This window comes from Plantactinospora sp. WMMB334 (genome assembly GCF_049179095.1).
Classification (GTDB): Bacteria; Actinomycetota; Actinomycetes; order Mycobacteriales; family Micromonosporaceae; genus Plantactinospora.
Window position 1 is genome coordinate 439,131 of record NZ_JBMHME010000002.1, and the last position, 20,806, is coordinate 459,936.

Below are 20,806 nucleotides of genomic sequence, written 5' to 3' on the forward strand. Positions count from 1 at the left end.
CGCGACCGATTCCCCCTCTCGTCGCAGGAGCGCGAACCCTCATGCACACCTCCACTGCACCGCTGGCCGCCGCGCGCCGCCGCTCCGGTGCCGGTCTCTGGTTTCTGATCATCTCTGGCACCTTGTGGAGCACCGGCGGAGTGACCGGCACCCTGCTCCGGCAGGACACCGGGCTCTCCCCGACCGCGGTGGCCGGCTACCGGCTCGCCGTCGGTGGGGCCCTGATCGTGGGCCTGCTCGCCGTCGCCGGGCGCCGGCCGCCGCGCGGCCGGGCGGCCTGGCGCCGGATCGCCTGGTACGCCGTACTGGCCGCCGTCTACCAGGCCTGCTATTTCGGCGCGGTGTCGTTGACCTCGGTCAGCCTCGCCACGCTCGTCACCATCGGCGCCGCACCGATGCTCGTCCTCGCCGTGGAGGCGGTCACCGGCCGGCGCCGGCCGGACCGCTCGACGGCCGCGACCTGCGCACTGGCGGTCGGCGGGCTGGTCGCGCTGGTCGGACTGCCGGCCGGCGGCTTCGGGCCGCTCGCGGTGCTCTCCAGCACGCTGCTGGCGCTCGTCTCCGCGGCCGGGTTCGCCGCGATCACCCTGCTCGGCGCCAGACCCGTGTCCGGACTGGACGACCTCGCCGGTGTCGGGTACGCCTTCACCGTCGGCGGGCTGTTGCTGGTCCCGGTGGCCGCCGGTACGGGCGGGCTCGGCTTCGACCCGGCTCCGGCCGCCCTCGGCCTGCTGGTCGCGCTCGGGACCGGGCCGACCGCGCTGGCGTACCTGCTCTACTTCCGGGGGCTGCGTACCGTCCGGCCCGGCACCGCCGCGCTGCTGGCGCTGCTGGAGCCGCTGGTCGGTGCGGTACTCGCCGCACTGCTGCTCGGTGACCGGCTCGGCCCGGTAGGCGTGTGCGGCGCGGTGCTCCTCGGCGTGGCGGTGGCGCGGGCCGCCCGGCCTAGCCGCGCCGGCCTAGCCGCCGATCCGGCCCAGCTGCGCGGTCGGGCGTCCGTCGGTCCGGCCTAGTTGCGCGGTCGGGCGTCCGTCGGTCCGGCCTAGTTGCGCGGTCGGGCGTCCGTCGGTCCGGCCTAGTTGCGCGGTCGGGCGTCCGCCGACCCGTTCCCTGCCCGCGACCGGTCGGGCAGGGAACGGACAGGCACCACCCGATGCCGCCGGCCGCCGATCGGGCCGTCTTCCGGGGTGGTGGACCGGGTCGGGTCGGTGAGCCGGACCAGTTCCGGCAGGACCAGGCCGAGCGGGGCGTCGACGGTGAGTTCCGCGTAGTCGTCGCCTCTGGTCGGACCCTGGTTGACGATCACCACGGGGATGTCGAGCCTGGCCGCCCGGATCACGAACCGGCGGCCGGACATCACGGTCAGGGAGGAGCCGAGCACCAGCAGCAGGCGCGCCCGCTCGACCAGATCGAAGCAGGCTCGGACCCGGTCCGCCGGCACGGACTCGCCGAAGAAGACGACGTCCGGCTTGAGCATGCCGCCGCGACACGCCTGGCAGTCCACGGTCCGGAAGTCGTCGACGACCGCGTCCGGCAGCTCGACGTCGCCGTCCGGGTTGAGGGCGTCGGAGCGGGCGGCGAACCGGGGATTGGCGGCCCGCAGTCGGCGGTCCAGCGCCTCCCGGTCGGTGATGTCACCGCAGCCGAGGCAGATCACCCGGGCGAGGCTGCCGTGCAGCTCGATCACGGAGCCGGCGCCGCCCGCCTGGTGGAGCCCGTCGACGTTCTGGGTGAGGATCCCGGCCAGCAGGCCGCGCCGATCGAGCTCGGCGACGGCCCGGTGCCCGGCGTTCGGGGTGGCCCGGGCGATGGTGCGCCAGCCGAGGTGGCTGCGCGCCCAGTACCGGCGCCGGGCCAGCGGATCGCCGACGAACGTCTGGTACGTCATCGGGGTGTGCCGGCGCAGCGCCCCACTCGGTCCCCGGTAGTCGGGAATGCCCGATTCAGTCGAGATGCCGGCGCCGCTGAGCACCACGACCTGACCGCCGGTCAGGAGGTGCGCCAGCGGGGCGTACGCGTCGGCGTTCCGGTTCTCCACCCGTCCATGCTGCCTCGTGGCCCGCCGCAGCGGCGAACCGGCCGGATCACCGCACGATCGTGCACCCGGTGCCGGGGGCGACGGTGAAGTCGCCCGGCGCGGTGAAGGTGCCGGTCCATCGGCCGGAGAAGTCGAAACTCTGCGCGGCCGGCGGATTCGCCGGTGTCCCGTCCCAGGGGAGCGAGGTGATGCTGGCCCGGGTGCCGCTGCGGACGACCGTCGCGTTCCAGACCTGCGTGATGTAGACGTTCTGCGCGATGCTGAACCGTACCGTCCAGTGCGGCACCGGTGTGGGGCCGGACCAGACGAGTGTGCCGTGCACCGAATAGCTGCCGTACTGGTTGACGGCGATGGCGACGGTGCAGCGCCAACCGGGGGGTGCCGGCTCGATCGGCGGGGTGCTGAAGGTGAGCGGCTCCGACAACGGGCTCATCGTGTAGCCCGAGTCGACCAACGCGGCGGCGCGTACCGCCACCGTGTATTCGGTGCCGGGGGTGAGCGCGGTGAAGGTGACGGTGTTGAACGGCATCGAGGAGAAGCCCTGCCACTCGCCGTCGACCAGCCGCAGCATCGAATACCGGAAGACCGGGCCGTCCGGGCGCGTCCAGGTCAGGGTGGCGCCGGTCGGGGTGATGCCGGTGGCCACCGGCCGCCCGGGTGGTGGAAGCGGGATCAGCGGGTCGGCCTGCGCGGGCACGGCCGGCAGGACCAGCAGGGCCACGGCGAGGGTGGCGGTGTGCAGGAGGGCGGGCAGCTTGCGTCCGGGCATGGCGAGACCTTTCTGAGCGTACGACTGCTCCAGCGCCCGGACCCAATTGACAACTATCAAACTCTTCCCGCCCCGTGCTGTCCAGGGTCGTTGTCCTCGATCGGACAGACGTACTAAGTGTGGTCAAACGTTGACGGAGAGTAATGTCGACTGCGGGTAGGTACCGCCCCCGGGGCTCACCACCACTCGCCGTGGCCACGCCCCGCGATCCCTCGTCCACACGGGCCGAAACAACCGGTCCGAGCAGCAAGGAGCACCACCATGTCCGAGAAGAGCGAGGCCCCGCAAACGGCGGTCGAGGAACAGCCACCCGCCGCCGTCAACGAGCTGCCCGCCGAGGGCATCGAGACGGACGGTGTGGACGTCGCGGCCGTGCCCGCCACCGCCGCCGGACTGCCGGCCACCGCCCAGGGCCACTTCGCCGTGGTGAACGCGAACGGAACGCTCGCCCGGGGCTTCGGGGTGGTCTCGTCCTCCCGCATAACCACCGGCCAGTACCAGGTGGTCTTCATCCAGCCCGTGGCCCGGTCGGCCTTCATCGCCACCCTCGGCCTGACCGGCAGCGTCGGCGGATCACCACCCGGCGAGATCGCCGTGGTCGGCCGGGCCGGCAACCCGGCCGGGGTCTTCGTGCAGACCTGGAACAGTTCCGGCGTGCCCGCCGACCGCTCGTTCCACCTGCACGTCTCGTCCTGAGTCGTACTCACCCGGGGCCCGGCCGGCGCGCCACCGGCCGGGCCCCGGAGGGCCGGGCGGCACCGCCTGGCCCCGGTCCCCGCGGCGCGGCCCGGCGCCGCGGGGACCGACCATCCCGACGGACCTGGGCGCGGCGACCGACCTGAGCGCGACGACCCGACGACAGCGGGCGGCGGCGACCCGACACGAGCCGGGCGGCGGCGACCCGACACGAGCCGGGCGGCGGCGACCCGACAACAGCGCGTGGCGACCTGACGAGAGCGGGCGGCGGCGACCCGACACGAGCGCGTAGCGGCCGGCAAGAGCGCGTGGCGGCCGGCAAGAGCGCGTGGCGCCGGCAAGAGCGCGTGGCGGCCGGCAAGAGCGCGCGGCGCCGCCGGTGAAAGTGGCGTCGCCGCGCTCTGGCCGTCTCCCGTCCGCGCAGCCCAACGGCGGTACGCCAGCGGGGACCTGGCTCGGCCGGCCGGCCGTCGTGGCCGTTCCGGCTAGTTGTGGGGTTTCCCACCGGGCCCGAAAGCAAACCCGACACGGCGTCCGGCCCTGGTAAGGCGCCCCGCCGCGTCCCGACGGGCCCAAGGGTCACTCAGGTCACAGTCAGCGGGGAATCATTGCCCCGGATTCGGGGTAAGAATTCGGTCATGGAGCACTTCACCATCGCCACCGTCGCACAGGAGAGCCCGGACTTCCGCCGGGTGCTGTGGACCGGCAAGCACACCCAGTTGGTCATCATGACGATCCCGCCGGGCGGCGAGATCGGCGAAGAGGTCCACGAGGACATCGACCAGATCCTCACGTTCGTCAGCGGCACCGGCGAGGCCCGGGTCAGTGGCCAGACCCGTCAGGTGGCCCAGGGTGACCTGGTGGTCGTGCCGGCCGGGCGGAAGCACAACTTCGTCAACACCGGCCCCAACCCGCTGGTGCTCTACACCATCTACGGCCCCCCGGAGCACGCGGACCACGCGGTGCACCACACCAAGGAGGAGGCCGACGCGATGGAGGAGGCCGGCAGGGACGAGCCGCCGACCGGCTGACCGGCGCTATCGCGGTTGATCCGCGAGAAGGTCCAGGGTGAGCGCGGCGGTCCAACTGAACGCCGGGGAGCCGATCCCGGCGCCGGTTCCGGGATGGAAGTACTCGTAGTACCCGGAGTGCCGGACCAGGTGGAGCAGGGCCGAGCGGAGCGTCTCGGCCAGCCGCTCCTGGCCGTGCGTCCGCAGCCCGAGGCGGAGCAACCAGTTGACGTTGAACCAGACCGGGCCGCGCCAGTACCGCAACGGGTCGAAGTCGGCGGCCGACCGGTCGTAGCTCGGCACCGGCATGCCGGCGTCGATCCCGAACCGGGCCGACCCGATCGCGGAGACCACGCCGGCCACCTGCGCCGCCGGCAGCTCGGGCAGGACCAACGGCAGCAGACCGTTGACGCACCGGGCCGCGCCGCGCCGCCCGGTGCGGACGTCCAGGGCGTGGAACATGCCGGTGGCCGGGTCGAAGAGCCGTTCCGCGAGCTGCCGGGTGATGGCGCGCGCCCGCTCCCGGTGCGGCGCCGGGTCGGCGCCGACAACCTCGGCGATCCGGGCCAGCGTCACCTCGGCCATGCCGCGCAGCGCGTTGAAGCCGGGGCACTCGACCAGGAACGGATGCCGCGCCCCGAGTTCCGCGTCCCGGTAGCCCCCGTCCCGGTAGGACAGCGCGATGCTCAGGTAACGGGCGTAGTCGTCGTCGGTCGGGCGGTGCTCCGAGGAGACCACCTGGATGTCCCGCCGGGCGTACCGGTGCAGCACCTCGACCGCCAGCGGTACGGCGGCGAGCGCCTCGTCCCAGGCCGGGCTGTTGTCGAGCCCGGACTCCCACGGGTGCACGATGGCGGCGAGGCCGGCCCCACCGACGTCCCGGCAGGTGGTCAGGTATTCCTGTTGGGCGACGAGGCGCGGATAGAGCCAGCGCAACTCCTCGGCGGCCGCCTCGCCCGGCGTACGCCGGTAGACCGCCCAGGCGCCGACGGCATGCACGGGCGGCTGGACGATCCCGCTGCTCGGCCTGCCCGACCCGACGCCGTTACCCGGCCACCCGCCTCCCCCAGCCGGCGTCCCGCCCCCGCCAGCCGGCGTCCCGGCCGCGCGGCCCGGACCCGCACCGTTGCCGTCCTCCGCTACCGGACCCGTGGCGTACGGGGTGCCACCGGTCCAGAAGGACGGGCCAGGAAAGTAGTCGCGTTCGGTGATCCCGGGATCGAAGACGATGTGCGGGACCCGCCCGTCCGGCCACTGCGCCTCGAAGAGGCTGCGCAGGTCCCGCCAGGCCCGCTCCGGCGCGACATGCGCCAGCCCGATGCCGATGAAGCCGGCGTCCCAACTCCACTGGTGCGGATAGAGGGTGCGCGAGGGCACCGTGTGGGTCCCGGTCCAGTTGGCGTCCAGGATCGCGGCGGCACCGCGCCACGTCTGCGCGTCGGCGTCGCCGAGCTGGCGTGGCAGGTCGGGGGACTCCGTCGATCCGGTCGCCCGGACGTGCTTCGCGGCGTGAGACATAACCAGTCAACGCCTACTGCCGGCGCACCGTCGTTGTCAAATTTCGGTCCGTCCTGCGGCCTGCCCGATCCGCCCCGCGACCTGCCCGCGGCCGTTCATCCGGCCACCGGCAGGCTGTCCACGTCGACGGTTTCCGGATATTTCAGCCCGGCGCCGGTGTTGAGCACCACCACCCGCTCGTCGGAGCGGAGCCAGCCGCCGGCCCGCAGATGCCTTACCGCGCTGAGGCAGGCGGCCCCCTCCGGGCAGAGCAGCAGCCCTTCCTGCGCGCCGAAGTCGTGCAGGTCGGCGAGGATCGCCTCGTCGTCGACGGCGATCGCCGTGCCGGCGGTGTCCCGGAGCGCGTCCAGGATCAGCTCGTCGCCGAGCGGCGCGGGCACGTTGATGCCGAAGGCGAGGGTCCAGGCATCGGCCCACGGCTCGGCGCGGCGTGCCCCGGCGCCGAAGGCGCGCACGATCGGGGCGCAGCCGGTGGACTGTACGGCGACGAGCCGGGGGAGGGTCTCGCCGATCCACCCGAGTTCCCGCATCTCGTGCAGCGCCTTGTGGATGCCGATCAGCCCCACCCCACCCCCGGTCGGATAGACGATCACGTCGGGCACCTGCCAGCCGAGCTGCTCGACGATCTCGTACCCCATGGTCTTCTTTCCCTCCAGCCGGTAGGGCTCCCGGAGGGTGCCGACGTCGAAGATCCCGCCCTCCGGCGAGCCGGCCGAGGCGGCGATCAGCTTGCCGGCGTACCGGCCGGCGTCGCTGATCAACCCGTCGATCAGGTACAGCTCCGCGCCGGCGGCCAGGCACTCCCGGCGGGTGATGGTCGGCGCGCCGAGTGGCATGGCGATGGTCGCCCGCAGCCTGGCCCGGGCGGCGTAGCTGGCCCAGGCGGCACCCGCGTTTCCGTTGGTGGGCATGGCCACGTGCCGGATGCCCAACTCACGGGCGCGGGAGACCCCCACCGCCGCGCCCCGGGCCTTGAACGAGCCGGTCGGCATCAGCCCCTCGTCCTTCACCAGCAGCCCGGGTACGCCGACCGATTCGCCGTACCGTGCCGCCGGCAGCATCGGGCTCCACCCCTCGCCGAACGTGGTGACGTGCCGGTCGTCGGCGATCGGCAGCAGTTCCCGGTAGCGCCAGAGATCGGCCGGGCGTCCCGCCAGCGCGGCCGGGCTCACCGCGTCGCGTACCCGCGTCAGGTCGTAGCGGGCCAGCAGGGGCGAGCCGCACGAGCAGAGGTTCTGCGGGCGGTCCGCGTCGTAGGTGCTGTCGCAGCGCGGGCAGTGCAGGTGCGTCAGGTACACCGGGCGGCCTCCGATCGGTCCCTCCCATGATCCCGGCCGGGCCACCCCCTCGCGCGGCAAACTCCGGCCGATCGGGTCACTCTTTCGGGCCCCTGCCGTCCCGCACCGGGCCCGCTCCGCCCGGTCGGGACGCCGCCGGGCGGCGGACCCGCCCCGCCGCCCCGCCGGTCGCCACCCCCGCCCGGCCCGCCGGCCCGGGTCGTCCGGAACAGCACGTAGCGCCCGGAGACCCGCCCGCCACGCGCGTGGTGCTGCTGGATCACGAACCGGCCCCCGGGCTGCCCGCCGGCCGGTGCCGGCGTAGGCTCCCGGGCCGCCCGGCTGCGGCACCGGCTCGGGGGTACGCGCCGTCGCGTCTGCGCCGGTACTCGTCCAGCGGATCCGACATGCCGTTCATTCTCCGCCCACCCGCCGCCGGAAGCCGGATTCCGGGATGCATGGGTGCCGCCGTACCCGGGTAGAAGCCTGACATGACGTCTGCGATCGACCAGCCCACCGTCCAGCTGCCCAGCGAGGTCCGGATGCCGATGCTCGGCTTCGGCACCTGGCAACTCAGCGGCCGGCGCGCGTACGAGGCCGTCCGGGAGGCGCTCGACGTCGGCTACCGGCATCTCGACACCGCCACCATGTACGGCAACGAGGACGAGGTGGGCCGGGCGATCCGGGACAGCGGGCTCTCCCGGCAGGACGTCTTCGTCACCACGAAGCTGCCGCCGGAGCGGGCCGGTCGGGAGCGGGAGACCATCGCGGCCAGCCTGGCGGCGCTCGGCACCGACTACGTCGACCTCTGGCTGATCCACTGGCCACCCGGACGCGACCGGGCCAGCATCGCGAGCTGGCGGGAGCTGCTCGCCGTCCGGGACGAGGGGTTGGCCCGGGCGGTCGGGGTGAGCAACTACGACACCGGCCAGCTCGACATGCTCGTCGAGGCGACCGAGGAGGCCCCGGCGGTGAACCAGATCCGCTGGGGTCCGGCGCTCCACGACCCGCGCCGGCTCGACGAGCACCGGGAGCGGGGCGTGGTGCTGGAGGGATACAGCCCGTTGAAGACCACCGACCTGCACGATCCCGTGCTGGCGGAGATCGCCCGGGACCACGGGGTGAGTACGGGTCAGGTGGTGCTGCGCTGGCACATCGAGCACGGGGTGGTGGTGATCCCGAAGTCGGGGACCCCGTCGCGGATCAGGGAGAACTTCGATGTGTTCGGCTTCTCGCTGAGCGAGGGCGAGCTGCGCCAGCTCGACGCGATGGGCCGGTGACTTCGGCGCGTACCGGGATGGGCCGGTGACCCCGACGCGTACCCGGGGACGCTGAGCCGGCCGGCACCCGCTCTCCGGTACGCCGCCTCGGGTCGTCCGGTCGCCGACGGTTACCCTGGCCGGCAACCGCCGTCGGGCGTCGCCCGCGCGTCCGGCCCGCGCGTGCCGCTCCGGCCGGACCGCGGGCCGTCGGGGACCCCGGGCGGCGCCAGAGGAGGTGCGGGGTGTACGACCAGTTGTTCGGCGGAGGCTTCGGCCAGCCCGGGCCGGGAGAGGGCGGACCGGCCGACGGCGGACCGGAGCCGGACTTCGCCACCTGGCTGCTCTATCTCGACCGGGCCGAGGATCCGGCCTGGCTCGCCGGCCTGGCCCGCTGGTGGCACGACGAGACGTGCCGGTTGCTGCTGCCGTTCGTGCGTCCGGCCGGCGCCGCCGCGCCGTCGACCTCGCTGACCGCGTTCGAGCAGGACGCGACCGGACGGGGCCGGCGCCGCCGGCCAGGTCGGTGGGTGGACGGGCTGACCGCCGACTGTGCCCAGCTCTCGGCCCGGTGGTTCGATGCCGCGCCGGGTGCGATCGCCTCGGAGCTGGACGTCTTCCTCGACCGGTTCGCCGGGCGGCGGCACGTCCGGCTACAGATCTCGATCGGCTTCGAGGGGCGGTCCGGAGGGCTGCCACTGGTCCTGCCGGCGCTTGTGGAACTGGCCCGGCTGGTCGGCGACGCCACCGATCCGGCGTACGGCGAGATCGTGGTGAATGCCGGCCTGGTCGCTCCGGCGACGATGCTGGACGCCACCCTGGGCCGCTCGGCGGAGGAGTCCGCCGAGCAGAGCCGGGGTCACCTGCGTGGCTACGAGTGGGTGACGGTCTGCCCCCGGGAACTCGCCGCCGGACTGGGCGGGGCGGACCGGCTGCGGGCGTCCGGCGCGTTCGCCGAGGTACGCCCGCTGTCGCACGGCGGTCTGCTGCTCCGGGCGACCGACGATCCCGCCGACTACCGGGCGGACCGGGTCAGGGGTGCGTTCCGGGCCCTGGCTCCGGTGCTGCCCCCCGGGCTGCCGGGCGCCCTGCCCACGGTGCCGCCGGCCGGGTCGGCGGTGCTGTCGGCGGTGCCCGGGGTGCTCGCCGGCGACCCCGGCGGGCACGACCTGAGCCGGGTGGTCTTCGCCGATCCCCGGACCCTCGACCGGCACCTTCCCGGCCAGCGCCTCAGCCTCGGTCCCGGCCTGGCCGGTCGCTGACCGGGCTCCTGCCACCGGGGCGGTGGCAGGAGCCCGTGAATCGTCGGGCCGGAGCCCCTGATCGTCCAGCTCGGGGTCAGGCCCGGCTGCAGGCCGAGCCGTTCAGGCTGAACGAGGTCGGCGACGCGTACGTGCCGTTGAACGTGCCCTGGTAGCCGAAGGAGGCCGTGCCGCCGGGCGCGATGGTGCCGTTCCAGCTGATGTTCCGGGCGGTCACCGTGGAGCCGCTCTGCGAGACGGTCGCGTTCCAGGTGTTGGTGACCTGCTGCCCGGAGGGCAGGTTGTAGGTGAGTGTCCAGCCGTTGATCGCGCTGGAGCCGGTGTTGGTGATGGTCACCGACGCGGTGAAGCCGTTGTTCCAGGAGTTCGCCGTGTAGGCGACCCGGCAGGAGCTGCCGCCCGGCGGGTTGGTCGGCGGGTTGGTCGGCTGGCCCGTGGGCGGGTTGGTCGGCTGGCCGGTCGGTTGCGGGTTGCCGCCGCCGTTGACCGAGGCGGAGAAAGAGTTCACGGCGAGACCGGTGCCGCCCTGCCACGGCTCGAAGCCGGCCTGGATGCTGGTCAGGTACCACGAGTTCGTGATCGCACCGCGGTTGCGCACGTCGTTGATGAAGTCCAGCACGCTGAAGCTCCAGCTGGTGATCGGCGACGGTGCGAGGTACGACACCACGTTGTTGCCGCCGTTGTTGCCGCGCCACACGTCCCAGGTGCGCCCGGCGACGGTGGCGGTGCCGACCGAGGAGCCGATCGGCTGGATCGAGCCCTGCCGGTTGAACCAGATCATGATCTCCATCTGGTTGACGCCGTCCCGCTTGGGCGTGGGGTCGAGCCAGATGTCGTAGGAGGCGTTGTAGGTGGCGCCGCTCACGTAGGTGTAGTTGATGCTGCTGTTCGCGCTGCTGATCTGGCTCACCTGCATCGGCAGGTTGGTGCCGGGCGAGCAGTTGGTGTAGTGGCAGCCGAGGAAGACCGAGGGGTACGACACCGGAGCGCCGCTGGTGTTGCCCTGGCCGTCCTGGCGGGTGACGGAGAAGCCGGTGTCGGTGACGTTGATGCACTGCTGGGCGGTGGTGCCCCAGCGGTTGTTCTGCACCACGTACCGGCCCTGGATGGTGGTCGAGCCGTACTGCTCGCAGATCTGGACGTCGGCCTGGGCGGGGCCGGCGGTGGTGAGTACGGCGATCGTGCCGGTGACGAGCAGACCGGCGAGCGCCGCGAAGACGGGGACGGGACGTCTCATGATGCTCCTTGGGCGTGGTGGGTGTCCGTGGAGTGGTGCGGGTGCCGCGAGGTGTCGGGCGTGCGGCGGGTGATGCCGGGGGGAGCGCTCCCATGGCAGCTAGAGACACATTTACATGCTTCAAAACGGAACGCAACTCCGGCGGCAGCCGGCCGGACCCTTCGTGCCGATCGGGCGGGTTATGGCGGTTGAGTGGTCGGGCTGAACGGCGTACCGGAATCGGGCCGGATCGGTGACCGCCGCGACCGGCCGGCGGCGACCGGCCGGCACGGGCCCCCGGGTCAGGCGCCGGCGAGCAGGGTGCGGGCGGCCCGGACCTGGCGGACGGCGCCGTGCAGCGCCGCGACGATCCGCTGCTCGCTCTCCCCGTCGAGCCGGGTGGCCGGCACGGAGAGGCTGATCGCGTCCACCGCCGGGGAGAGCAGCGGCACCGCCATCGCGAAGCAGACGATGCCGTCGGTGTTCTCCTCGCGGTCGACCGCGTAGCCCCGGTCGCGCACCGTGGCCAGCTCCGCGTGCAGCAGCTCCGGGTCGGTGATCGTGTTGCGGGTGAGCGCCGGCAGTGGCCAGCTCAACAGTCGGTCGACCGCCTCGTCGGCGCGCTGCGCCAGCAGTGCCTTGCCGAGCGCGGTCGCGTGTGCCGGCAGGTGACGGCCGATGGCGCTGTACAGCCGCAACCGGTGCACCGACTCGCGTTTGGCCAGATAGACCACGTGCGGGCCGTCCAGCCGGCCCAGGTGCACCGTCTCGCCGAACTGGCCGGCCAGGTCGTCGAGGACCCCGGCGAGCAGGCCGGTGGCGTCGTCCGCCTCCAGGTAGGCGGCGCCCACCTGGAGCGCCCGGACACCCAGGCCGAACCGGGTGCCGGTGGCGTCGGTCTCCACCCAGCCGCGCTGGATCAGCGTGCGCAGCAGGCCGTGCAGGCTGCTCTTCGGGATGCCGAGCGCGCGGGCCAGCTCGACCAGGGAGCGGCGCCGTGGCGAGTCGGCCAGCGCCTCCAGTACGTCGAGGGTGCGGCCGGCGGACTTCACCGGCTGGAACGCCTCGACCGCGGCCCCGGTCGTGCCCGTCGTCATGGCGGCCACTCTAGCCGCCTTGACAGCATCGCGGAGCGCAGTAGGGTCAGCTATGTGACCAGCGTTCAAGATGATGAACAAATCGGTGGCGTGACGGAGACGATCGCCGCGACCCGGATTCTGCCGGTCGTGGTCCTCGAGGATGCGGCGTCGGCGTCGGCGCTGGCCGCCGCGCTCACCGAGGGCGGCCTGCGGGCGATCGAGGTGACCTTCCGGACGGCGGCCGCCGCCGACGCCATCCGGGCGATGGCGCAGCGCCCGGACCTGCTGGTCGGCGCCGGGACGGTGCTGACCCCGGCCCAGGTCGACGAGGCCGCCGACGCGGGCGCCCGGTTCGTGGTCAGTCCCGGCTTCTCGCCGGCCGTGGTCCGGCACTGCCAGGAGCGCGGGCTGCCGGTCTTCCCCGGCGCCGCCACGGCCACCGAGATCCAGATGGCGCTGGACGCCGGGCTCGACACGGTCAAGTTCTTCCCCGCCGAGCAGCTCGGCGGGGCGGGCATGGTCAGGGCGCTGGCCGCACCGTTCCGCTCGGTCCGGTTCATCCCGACCGGCGGGGTCAACACCGGCAACCTCGGCGACTACCTGGCGCTGCCCGCCGTGCTCGCGGTCGGCGGCACCTGGATGGTCGCCCCCGCCCTGCTCGCCGCGGGCCGGTGGGACGAGGTGACCCGGCTGACCGCCGCCGCCGTCGCGGCCAGCCGCGCCGCCGGCTGAGCCCCGCACCGCACCGCGGTCCCGTCCCGTGGTCCGGCCCCGGCCCCGGCCCCGGCCCCGGCCCCGGCCGCCCGGCTCCGGCCCGACCCCGTCGCCGTCATCTGAAAGGTCCGCCCCATGTTGACGCTCCGCCCCGCCGACGACTGCCGCTTCGACCTCGTCTCGCTCGGCGAGGTGATGCTCCGGCTCGACCCGGGTGAGGGCCGGGTCCGCACGGCACGCAGCTTCCGGGCCTGGGAGGGCGGCGGTGAATACAACGTCGCACGCGGGCTGCGCCGGTGCTTCGGGCTGCGTACCGCGCTGGTCAGCGCGTTCGCCGACAACGAGGTGGGGCGGCTGCTGGAGGACCTGATCCTCACCGGCGGCGTGGACACCAGCTTCGTGAAGTGGCTGCCGTACGACGGGATCGGCCGGACCGTGCGCAACGGGCTCAACTTCACCGAGCGGGGTTTCGGCGTACGCGGTGCCGTCGGCACCTCCGACCGTGGGCACACCGCCGCCAGTCAACTGCGGCCGGAGGACGTCGACTGGGAGCACCTCTTCGGCACGCTGGGCGTGCGGTGGCTGCACACCGGGGGCATCTACGCCGCCCTGTCGGAGGTGGCCCCGGAGACGATCGAGGCGGCGATGACCGCCGCCCGCCGGCACGGCACGGTCATCTCGTACGACCTCAACTACCGGCCCAGCCTCTGGAAGGCGGTCGGCGGCCAGGACCGGGCGCAGGAGGTCAACCGGCGGCTGGCCCGGTACGTGGACGTCATGATCGGCAACGAGGAGGACTTCACCGCCTCGCTCGGCTTCGAGGTGCCCGACACCGACGAGGCCCTCGCCGAGCTGGAGGTGGCGAACTTCCAGCGGATGATCGAGGCGGTCACCAGGGAGTACGACAACTTCCGGGTGGTGGCGACCACGCTGCGCACCGTACGCAGTGCCACCGTCAACGACTGGGGAGCGATCGCCTGGTCCGCCGGGAGCGGCTTCGTCCAGGCGACGCACCGCCCCGGGCTGGAGATCCTCGACCGGGTCGGCGGTGGCGACAGCTTCGCCTCCGGGCTGATCTACCAGCTGCTCACCGGCGGCGACCTGGCCACCGCCGTGGAGTACGGCGCGGCACACGGCGCGCTCGCCATGACCACCCCGGGTGACACCTCGATGGCGAGCCTGAAGGAGGTCGAGGCCCTCGTCCGGGGAGCCGGCGCCCGGGTCCAGCGCTGAGCCGCCGGCCAACCCGGCGACCCGGCATCCTCCGGCGGCCGGGGTCCCCCGGCTCCCGGGTCACCTTGGTCGATCTTGTGGCCGATGCCGGTGACCTGGCCGTGACGGGGGCGCATCCGATCGGATCTTCCGCTGAGGGAATCGCGCGGAGTAGTCTCTTGCCTTCAACGCGTGTCGATCCCTCCGGAGGCGTCAGTTGGCCGGATCCAACCTGCGCATTCTCGTCGTCGGCGCGGGGATCGCCGGCCTGGCGGTTGCGCGTACCCTCCGGCTCGCCGGCTTCCGTCCGGAGGTGACCGAGCGGTCGTCCGGAGGCGGCGACACCGACATCGGCATCTACCTGCCCGGCAACGCCGAACGGGCGCTCCGGGAGATCGGGTTGGCCGATCCGGTGCGACCGCTCGGCCAGGTCATCCGGCGGCAGCGCTTCGCCGACGCGCGCGGCTACGAACTCTGCGAGGTCGACCTCGGCAGGCTCTGGGCGGGCGTCGGCGAGTGCCGGGCGCTGCCCCGCTCCGACCTGCACCGGGTGCTGCTCAGTGGCGCCGGCGGCGAGGTGCGGTACGACACCCAGGTGCGCGGCCTGGACCTCACCCGGGACGCCGTCACGGTCACCTTCGCCGACGGGCGGCAGGCCGAGTACGACCTGGTGGTCGGCGCCGACGGCCGACGCTCCGCGGTACGCGCGCTGGCCGCCCTCGGCGGCCCGGCCCGCCCCGCCGGGCAGGTCGTCTACCGCAGCATCGTGACCGGTGGCCCGCTGCTGGCCGACTGGACCGGGCTGCTCGGCGAGCGGGCCGCGTTCGTCGCGGTGCCGATGGGGGCCGGGCGGCTGCACTGCTACGCCGACGAGGTGGGCACGGCGCTGCCGGCCGACCCGCTGGCCCGGGTACGCGAGCGCTTCGGCGGGTACGGCGGCCCGGTCCCGGCCATCCTGGACGCGATGGACCAGGTGCAGGTGACCCGCACCGACGAGGTGCAGTTGGGCTGCTGGTCCCGGGGCCGGGTGGTGCTGGTCGGCGACGCGGCGCACGCCACCGGGCCGACGCTGGCCCAGGGCGCCGCGATGGCCCTGGAGGACGCGCTGGTGCTGGCCCGGGCGCTGGACCGGTCGGCGACCGTGCCCGAGGCGCTGGAGAGCTACGAGAGCCGGCGCCGCCCCCGGATCAAGTGGGTGGTGGACCGGACCCGCGACCGGGACCGGACCCGGGACGTGCCGCCGCCGTTGCGCGACCCGGTGCTGCGGGACCGGGGCAACCGGATCTTCCAGGAGCACTACCGGCTCCTGGTCGCCCCGGCCTGAGCGGTCGGGAATCGGGGTGCCGGGCGGCCGGGCCGGGCGGCGCGGACGGGTCGGGCGTACCCGACGCGGGACCCCCCGCCGCCGGGGACTATTCTGCCTGCGAGGTACGGCTCGCAGATCAACAGCGCGTGCCGAGTGGGACTAACGAGAACCGGAGGCCACTCGTGACCACCGTCGCACCCAAGCCGATCGTGACCCGGCCCTGGCCGGTCCACCAGCCGGTCAAGGGCTCGGCACTCACGCGGCTGCTGCGTACGACGGACGCGAAGCAGATCGGGATCATGTATATGGTCACGGCGTTCGCGTTCTTCATGATCGGTGGCCTGATGGCGCTGCTCATGCGTGCCGAGCTGGCCCGGCCGGGGCTCCAGTTCCTCTCGGCGGAGCAGTACAACCAGCTCTTCACCATGCACGGCACGATCATGCTGCTCTTCTTCGCGACGCCGATCGTCTTCGCGTTCGCGAACTTCGTGGTGCCGATCCAGATCGGCGCGCCGGACGTGTCGTTCCCCCGGCTGAACAGCTTCGCGTACTGGCTCTATCTCTTCGGCGGGACGCTGGCGCTGGGCGGCTTCTTCACCCCGGGCGGGGCGGCCGACTTCGGCTGGTTCGCGTACACCCCGCTGAGCAACATCGAGCACTCGCCCGGGGTCGGCGCGAACATGTGGATCGTCGGCCTGGCCATCTCCGGTCTGGGCACGATCCTCGGTGGTGTCAACATGATCACCACTATCCTCACGCTGCGGGCGCCCGGCATGACGATGTTCCGGATGCCGATCTTCACCTGGAACATCCTGGTCACCAGCCTCCTGGTGATCATGGTCTTCCCGCTGCTGGCCGCGGCCCTCTTCGCGCTCGCCGCCGACCGGATCCTCGGCGCGCACGTCTTCGACGCCGAGACCGGCGGCCCGCTGCTCTGGCAGCACCTCTTCTGGTTCTTCGGCCACCCCGAGGTCTACATCGTCGCGCTGCCGTTCTTCGGCATCATCAGCGAGGTCATCCCGGTCTTCTCCCGCAAGCCGATCTTCGGCTACAAGGGTCTGGTCGGCGCCACCATCGCGATCGCGGCGCTCTCGATGAGCGTCTGGGCGCACCACATGTTCGCCACCGGCCAGGTGCTGCTGCCGTTCTTCTCGTTCCTGAGCTTCCTGATCGCGGTCCCGACCGGCATGAAGTTCTTCAACTGGATCGGCACGATGTGGCGCGGCCAGCTCAGCTTCGAGACGCCGATGCTCTGGTCGATCGGCTTCCTGGTCACCTTCCTCTTCGGCGGCCTCACCGGCGTGCTGCTGGCCAGCCCGCCGCTCGACTTCCACGTCTCCGACTCCTACTTCGTGGTGGCGCACTTCCACTACGTGCTCTTCGGCACCATCGTCTTCGCCGTCTACGCCGGCATCTACTTCTGGTTTCCGAAGATGTTCGGCCGGATGCTGGACGAGCGCCTCGGCAAGGTGCACTTCTGGCTGACCTTCATCGGCTTCCACACCACGTTCCTGGTGCAGCACTGGCTCGGCGCGGAGGGCTTCCCCCGGCGGTACGCCGACTACCAGCCGATGGACGGCTTCACCACGCTGAACACGATCTCCACGATCGGCTCCTTCGTCACCGGCATCTCGACCCTGCCGTTCCTCTACAACGTCTGGAAGTCGTACAAGTCCGGCCCGGTGGTCGAGGTCGCCGACCCGTGGGGGCACGGCAACTCGCTGGAGTGGGCGACCAGCTCGCCGCCGCCGCTGCGCAACTTCGACCGGATGCCCCGGATCCGCTCCGAGCGGCCGGCGTTCGACGCCAAGTTCCCGGAGCTGGCGGCCGGCGGACAGTCGCTGGCAGGGCCGCCGGAGGGTGGCGCGAGGCCGCTCACCAGCGAGTCCGACCACGGCGCCAGCTACACCGAGGACGCCGCCAGCAACATCGACCAGCGGTAGCGGTCCCACGACGGTCACGCGCGGTCGGTGCTCAGTGCACGCTCCGGGCCGAGGGCGGAGCCGACCACGACCGCCGCCCGGCGGCGGCGCAGCTCGACCGGGAGGACGGCGAGCGCCAGGAGGACGCCGACCAGGCCGGTGGCGGCGAACCCCCAGGCTGGCGCGGAGGCGTCGATCACCGCACCGGCCAGCGGCGCGCCGAGGGCGATGCCGACGGTGATGGCCGAGTTCTGTAGTCCCATCGCCTCGCCCCTGGCCCCGGACGGCACAAGCTGGCTCACCGCGTGGGAGCTCGACGCGAGAGCCGGCGCGCAGAGCAGCCCGGCCGGCAGCAGGGCGAGACCGAGCGACCACCACTGCGCACCGCCGAGCCCGACCGGGATCGTGCAGACGCCCAGCAGCAGCACGATCGCCAGCGGTGGCACCGGCCGGGTCACCATGCCGTACATGAAGCCACCGACCATGGAACAGAGGGCCCAGACCGCCAGCACCACACCGGTCCAGTGCACCTGGTCGGCGGCGCGGAGCACCGCCACCACGGCCACGTCGGTGCCGCCGAGCACCAGGGTGGCGGCGGCGCTGACCACCAGTAGCCCGACCAGCCGGGGAGTCAGCCACTCCCGGCGGGGCGGCGCCCCGGACGGCGCGGCGGTCGTCCCCCGCCCGTCCCGGACCGGCGCCGCGGCCGGAACCCGTTCGTCCCGGACCGGCGCCGCGGCCGGAACCCGTTCGTCCCGGGCCGGCGCGGCGGCCGGAGCCCGCTCGTCCCGGACCGGCGGGTCGAGCCGGAGCAGGGCCAGCCCGGAGAGCGTGATCCCGGCGCCGACGACGAGCAGGGTGGCCTGCGGCGACACGCTGGTCGCCAGCAGCACCGCCACCGCCGGCCCGATCATGAAGGAGAGCTCCAACCCCATCGAGTCGAGCGCGTACGCCGGCCGGCGCTGCTGCTCCGGCACGAGCGCCGCGATCGACTGCCGGATCACGGAGAAGACCGGCAGGGTCAGCAGGCCACCGAGCAACGCCCCGGCCAGCAGCACCGGGTACGGCATGAGCGGCGCGCCGAACCAGAAGGCCGCCTCGGCGAGGGTGGTGAGCACGAGCACCGGCCGCAGCCCCCGGCGGTCGATCAGCCGGCCCAGGATCGGCGCGCCGAGCGCGGAGCCGACCGTCATCGCCGCACTGGCCAGCCCGGCCGCCGCGTAACCGTGCCCGAGCCGCGCCACCACGTAGAGGGTGAGCGCCAGCAGCGTCATGGTCTTCGGGACCCGGATCAGCAGGGCGAGCAGCATCAGGGGCCGGACGCCGGGCAGCGCCAGTGCCTCCCGGTAGGGCGTGAGCTTCATCAGGGTGTTACACCTCCCCGACCATCCTGCCGGCCCGATGCGACATCCCCGATCAAATTACCGGCTCAGCCGGCGCCGACCCGGGGCGTCCCGCGCAGGGTCACCCCGGCCTCGCGGAGCATCTCCAGCGCCGCATCGGTCGTGCCGGCGTCGACCCCGGCGGTCAGGTCGAGCAGCACCGTGGTGGCGAAGCCCTCCCGGGCGGCGTCCAGCGCGGTCGCCCGTACGCAGTGGTCGGTCGCGATCCCGACCACCTCGACGCTCTCCACGTCGTGCCGGCGGAGCCAGCCCGCCAGACCCTCGGCGCCCTCGGCGTCCTCGGTGCTGCCCTCGAACCCGGAGTACGCCGCCGCCCACTCGCCCTTGCGGAACACCGCCTCGACCCGGTCGGTGGAGAGATCGGGGTGGAACTCGGCGCCATCGGTGCCGGCGACGCAGTGCCGGGGCCAGGAGTCGGCGTAGTCGGGCCGGTCGGCGAAGTGCGACCCGGGATCGATGTGGAAGTCCTTGGTTGCCACCACGTGCTCCCACCGGCCCGGCTCGGCGGCGAGCAGCCGGGTGATCCCGGCCGCCACCGCGCCGCCGCCGGCCACGGCGAGGGAGCCGCCCTCGCAGAAGTCGTTCTGCACGTCGACGATGATCAGTGCTCGGCTCACTCTGCCACCTCTCCTCCACCGGTTGGGCGGGGGCCCTTCCTCTACAGAATGCGATAAGCGGGGGCCCTTCCTCACCCCTGTATCGTGACCGGGATGGTCGGGTCACCGGCGGAGAGCTTGAGGCCCTCCCAGGGGATGGAGATCAGGCACTGGCGCAGATGCTCGCGTGACTCGGCCAGGGTCGGCAGCGGCTCCGGCTCGCCACCGGTGACGTACCGTCGCTGCAACGCCCGATCTCCGGGTCGCGGCTCCGGCTCACCCTGCGAGACCACGACCTCCTCGGTGGCGGTGCCGCTCGGCTTGTGCCGCCGGACGGCCACCTTGCGCCCGCCCACCGTCGCCTTGTGCTCGGAGCGCTTGACCACGGAACGGCCGTCCACCTCGACAAGCTTGTAGACCAGGCCGGCGGTCGGGGCGCCGGAACCGGTCACCACCGCGGTGCCGGCGCCGTACATGTCCACCGGCTCGGCGGCGAGCGCCGCGATGGCGTACTCGTCTAGGTCACCGGAAACGATGATCTTGGTGTCGGTGGCACCGAGCGAGTCGAGGAGTTCCCGCGAGTGCTGGGCCAGCACCGAGAGATCGCCGGAGTCGATCCGCACCGCCCGCAGGTCGGGCCCGGCGACGGCGATCGCGTTCCGGATGCCCTGCGCGATGTCGTACGTGTCGACCAGCAGGGTGGTGCTCTTGCCCAGCGCCGCGACCTGCGAGGCGAACGCGGCGGACTCGTCGTCGTGCAGCAGCGTGAAGGCGTGCGCGGCGGTGCCGGCGGTCGGTATCCCGTAGCGCGCCCCGGCGGCCAGGTTGGAGGTGTAGCCGAACCCGGCCAGGTAGGCGGCGCGGGCAGCGGCCACCGCCGCCTCCTCGTTGGCCCGCCGCGAGCCCATCTCGATCAGCGTACGGCCACGGGCCGCGGTCACCATCCGGGCCGCCGCCGCCGCGACCGCCGAGTCGTGGTTGAGCACCGACAGCGTCAGCGTCTCCAGGAGTACGCACTCGGCGAAGGTGCCCGAGACGGTCAGGATCGGCGAGCCGGGGAAGTAGAGCTCGCCCTCGCGGTAACCGACGATGTCGCCCCGGAAGCGGTAGTTCGACAGCCACTCGGCGGTCGGCTCGTCGACCACCCCGCTGTCCCGGAGGAAGGCCACCTCGGCGGCGCCGAAGCGGAAGTCCGCGACCAGCTCGACCAGCCGGGCGGTGCCGGCGACCACGCCGTAGCGGCGGCCGGTCGGCAACCGGCGGGTGAAGACCTCGAAGACGCAGTGCCGGTCGGCGGTGCCGTCCCGGAGGGCGGCGCCGAGCATGGTCAGCTCGTAGTGGTCGGTGAGCAGCGCGGGGCGTGAACTGTGCACCAGGCCAGCCTAAGCGTGCCGCCGCGCCGCCGTCTCGGGTCGTCCGTCACTCCGCACCGGCCCGCCGCTGGCGGTCGGCGTTCCCTCCGCCGCCGGTCTGCGTTCTCCTCCACCACCGGTCGGCGTCACCGCCATGTCCGGTCGGCGTCACCGCCA

The 20,806-nt window shown here is 73.2% G+C and carries 18 protein-coding genes; 9 read left to right on the forward strand and 9 right to left on the reverse strand.

What is annotated here, in order from left to right; genetic code table 11:
• The first annotated feature begins 41 nt into the window (after positions 1-41).
• Positions 42-1,013 carry a DMT family transporter gene (locus ACN27G_RS01875; protein ID WP_421491044.1) on the forward strand — a complete coding sequence of 324 codons (972 nt, stop codon included), beginning with the start codon at positions 42-44 and terminating at the stop codon, positions 1,011-1,013.
• Between the two features lie 62 nt (positions 1,014-1,075).
• Here ACN27G_RS01875 and ACN27G_RS01880 read toward each other — a convergent pair whose 3' ends face one another.
• Entirely contained in the window at positions 1,076-2,038 is a 963-nt protein-coding gene (locus ACN27G_RS01880) for an NAD-dependent protein deacetylase (protein ID WP_421491045.1), read from the reverse strand.
• Between the two features lie 46 nt (positions 2,039-2,084).
• Complete coding sequence (locus ACN27G_RS01885) at positions 2,085-2,807, reverse strand: cellulose binding domain-containing protein (protein ID WP_421491046.1); 723 nt, start codon at positions 2,805-2,807, stop codon at positions 2,085-2,087.
• A 261-nt stretch (positions 2,808-3,068) separates the two neighbouring features.
• On the opposite strand from ACN27G_RS01885, the gene ACN27G_RS01890 reads away from it, so the two are divergent.
• Together ACN27G_RS01890 and ACN27G_RS01895 are read left to right on the forward strand one after the other, a co-directional pair.
• Positions 3,069-3,503, forward strand: coding sequence for a hypothetical protein (locus ACN27G_RS01890; protein WP_421491047.1), 435 nt, complete (start codon positions 3,069-3,071; stop codon positions 3,501-3,503).
• A 638-nt stretch (positions 3,504-4,141) separates the two neighbouring features.
• Complete coding sequence (locus ACN27G_RS01895; protein ID WP_421491048.1) at positions 4,142-4,534, forward strand: cupin domain-containing protein; 393 nt, start codon at positions 4,142-4,144, stop codon at positions 4,532-4,534.
• A 6-nt stretch (positions 4,535-4,540) separates the two neighbouring features.
• On the opposite strand, the gene ACN27G_RS01900 is transcribed toward ACN27G_RS01895, so the two are convergent.
• Both ACN27G_RS01900 and ACN27G_RS01905 read right to left on the reverse strand, forming a co-directional pair.
• Positions 4,541-6,031, reverse strand: coding sequence for an MGH1-like glycoside hydrolase domain-containing protein (locus tag ACN27G_RS01900; protein WP_421491049.1), 1,491 nt, complete (start codon positions 6,029-6,031; stop codon positions 4,541-4,543).
• 95 nt (positions 6,032-6,126) lie between these two features.
• Positions 6,127-7,329, reverse strand: a complete 1,203-nt coding sequence (locus ACN27G_RS01905; RefSeq protein WP_421491050.1) for a threonine synthase — start codon at positions 7,327-7,329, stop codon at positions 6,127-6,129.
• Positions 7,330-7,799: 470 nt separating this feature from the next.
• Between ACN27G_RS01905 and ACN27G_RS01910 the strand changes: the two genes are divergently transcribed.
• Both ACN27G_RS01910 and ACN27G_RS01915 read left to right on the forward strand, forming a co-directional pair.
• Positions 7,800-8,588, forward strand: a complete 789-nt coding sequence (locus ACN27G_RS01910) for an aldo/keto reductase (RefSeq protein WP_421491051.1) — start codon at positions 7,800-7,802, stop codon at positions 8,586-8,588.
• A gap of 224 nt (positions 8,589-8,812) precedes the next feature.
• Positions 8,813-9,829, forward strand: coding sequence for a hypothetical protein (locus ACN27G_RS01915; RefSeq protein ID WP_421491052.1), 1,017 nt, complete (start codon positions 8,813-8,815; stop codon positions 9,827-9,829).
• A 76-nt stretch (positions 9,830-9,905) separates the two neighbouring features.
• Here ACN27G_RS01915 and ACN27G_RS01920 read toward each other — a convergent pair whose 3' ends face one another.
• Together ACN27G_RS01920 and ACN27G_RS01925 are read right to left on the reverse strand one after the other, a co-directional pair.
• Complete coding sequence (locus ACN27G_RS01920; protein WP_421491053.1) at positions 9,906-11,066, reverse strand: GH12 family glycosyl hydrolase domain-containing protein; 1,161 nt, start codon at positions 11,064-11,066, stop codon at positions 9,906-9,908.
• Positions 11,067-11,347: 281 nt separating this feature from the next.
• Complete coding sequence (locus ACN27G_RS01925; RefSeq protein ID WP_421491054.1) at positions 11,348-12,142, reverse strand: IclR family transcriptional regulator; 795 nt, start codon at positions 12,140-12,142, stop codon at positions 11,348-11,350.
• A gap of 90 nt (positions 12,143-12,232) precedes the next feature.
• On the opposite strand from ACN27G_RS01925, the gene ACN27G_RS01930 reads away from it, so the two are divergent.
• From ACN27G_RS01930 to ctaD, 4 genes are all read left to right on the forward strand, one after another.
• The gene (locus ACN27G_RS01930) at positions 12,233-12,856 is read left to right on the forward strand and encodes a bifunctional 4-hydroxy-2-oxoglutarate aldolase/2-dehydro-3-deoxy-phosphogluconate aldolase (protein WP_421491055.1); all 624 of its coding nucleotides are present in this window, start codon (positions 12,233-12,235) and stop codon (positions 12,854-12,856) included.
• A gap of 117 nt (positions 12,857-12,973) precedes the next feature.
• A complete protein-coding gene (locus ACN27G_RS01935) occupies positions 12,974-14,071 on the forward strand; it encodes a sugar kinase (protein WP_421491056.1) in 1,098 nt (365 codons plus the stop codon).
• A gap of 196 nt (positions 14,072-14,267) precedes the next feature.
• Positions 14,268-15,374, forward strand: a complete 1,107-nt coding sequence (locus ACN27G_RS01940; RefSeq protein WP_421491057.1) for an FAD-dependent monooxygenase — start codon at positions 14,268-14,270, stop codon at positions 15,372-15,374.
• 164 nt (positions 15,375-15,538) lie between these two features.
• Positions 15,539-17,299, forward strand: a complete 1,761-nt coding sequence (gene ctaD, locus ACN27G_RS01945; RefSeq protein ID WP_421491058.1) for a cytochrome c oxidase subunit I — start codon at positions 15,539-15,541, stop codon at positions 17,297-17,299.
• A 14-nt stretch (positions 17,300-17,313) separates the two neighbouring features.
• On the opposite strand, the gene ACN27G_RS01950 is transcribed toward ctaD, so the two are convergent.
• The 3 genes from ACN27G_RS01950 to ACN27G_RS01960 all read right to left on the reverse strand — a co-directional run bounded on the left by ACN27G_RS01950 (position 17,314) and on the right by ACN27G_RS01960 (position 20,650).
• Entirely contained in the window at positions 17,314-18,642 is a 1,329-nt protein-coding gene (locus ACN27G_RS01950) for an MFS transporter (protein WP_421491059.1), read from the reverse strand.
• Between the two features lie 65 nt (positions 18,643-18,707).
• On the reverse strand, positions 18,708-19,298 hold the full coding sequence (locus ACN27G_RS01955; RefSeq protein WP_421491060.1) for an isochorismatase family protein: 591 nt from the start codon (positions 19,296-19,298) through the stop codon (positions 18,708-18,710).
• 71 nt (positions 19,299-19,369) lie between these two features.
• A complete protein-coding gene (locus tag ACN27G_RS01960) occupies positions 19,370-20,650 on the reverse strand; it encodes a nicotinate phosphoribosyltransferase (protein ID WP_421491061.1) in 1,281 nt (426 codons plus the stop codon).
• Between the last annotated feature and the right edge of the window lie 156 nt (positions 20,651-20,806).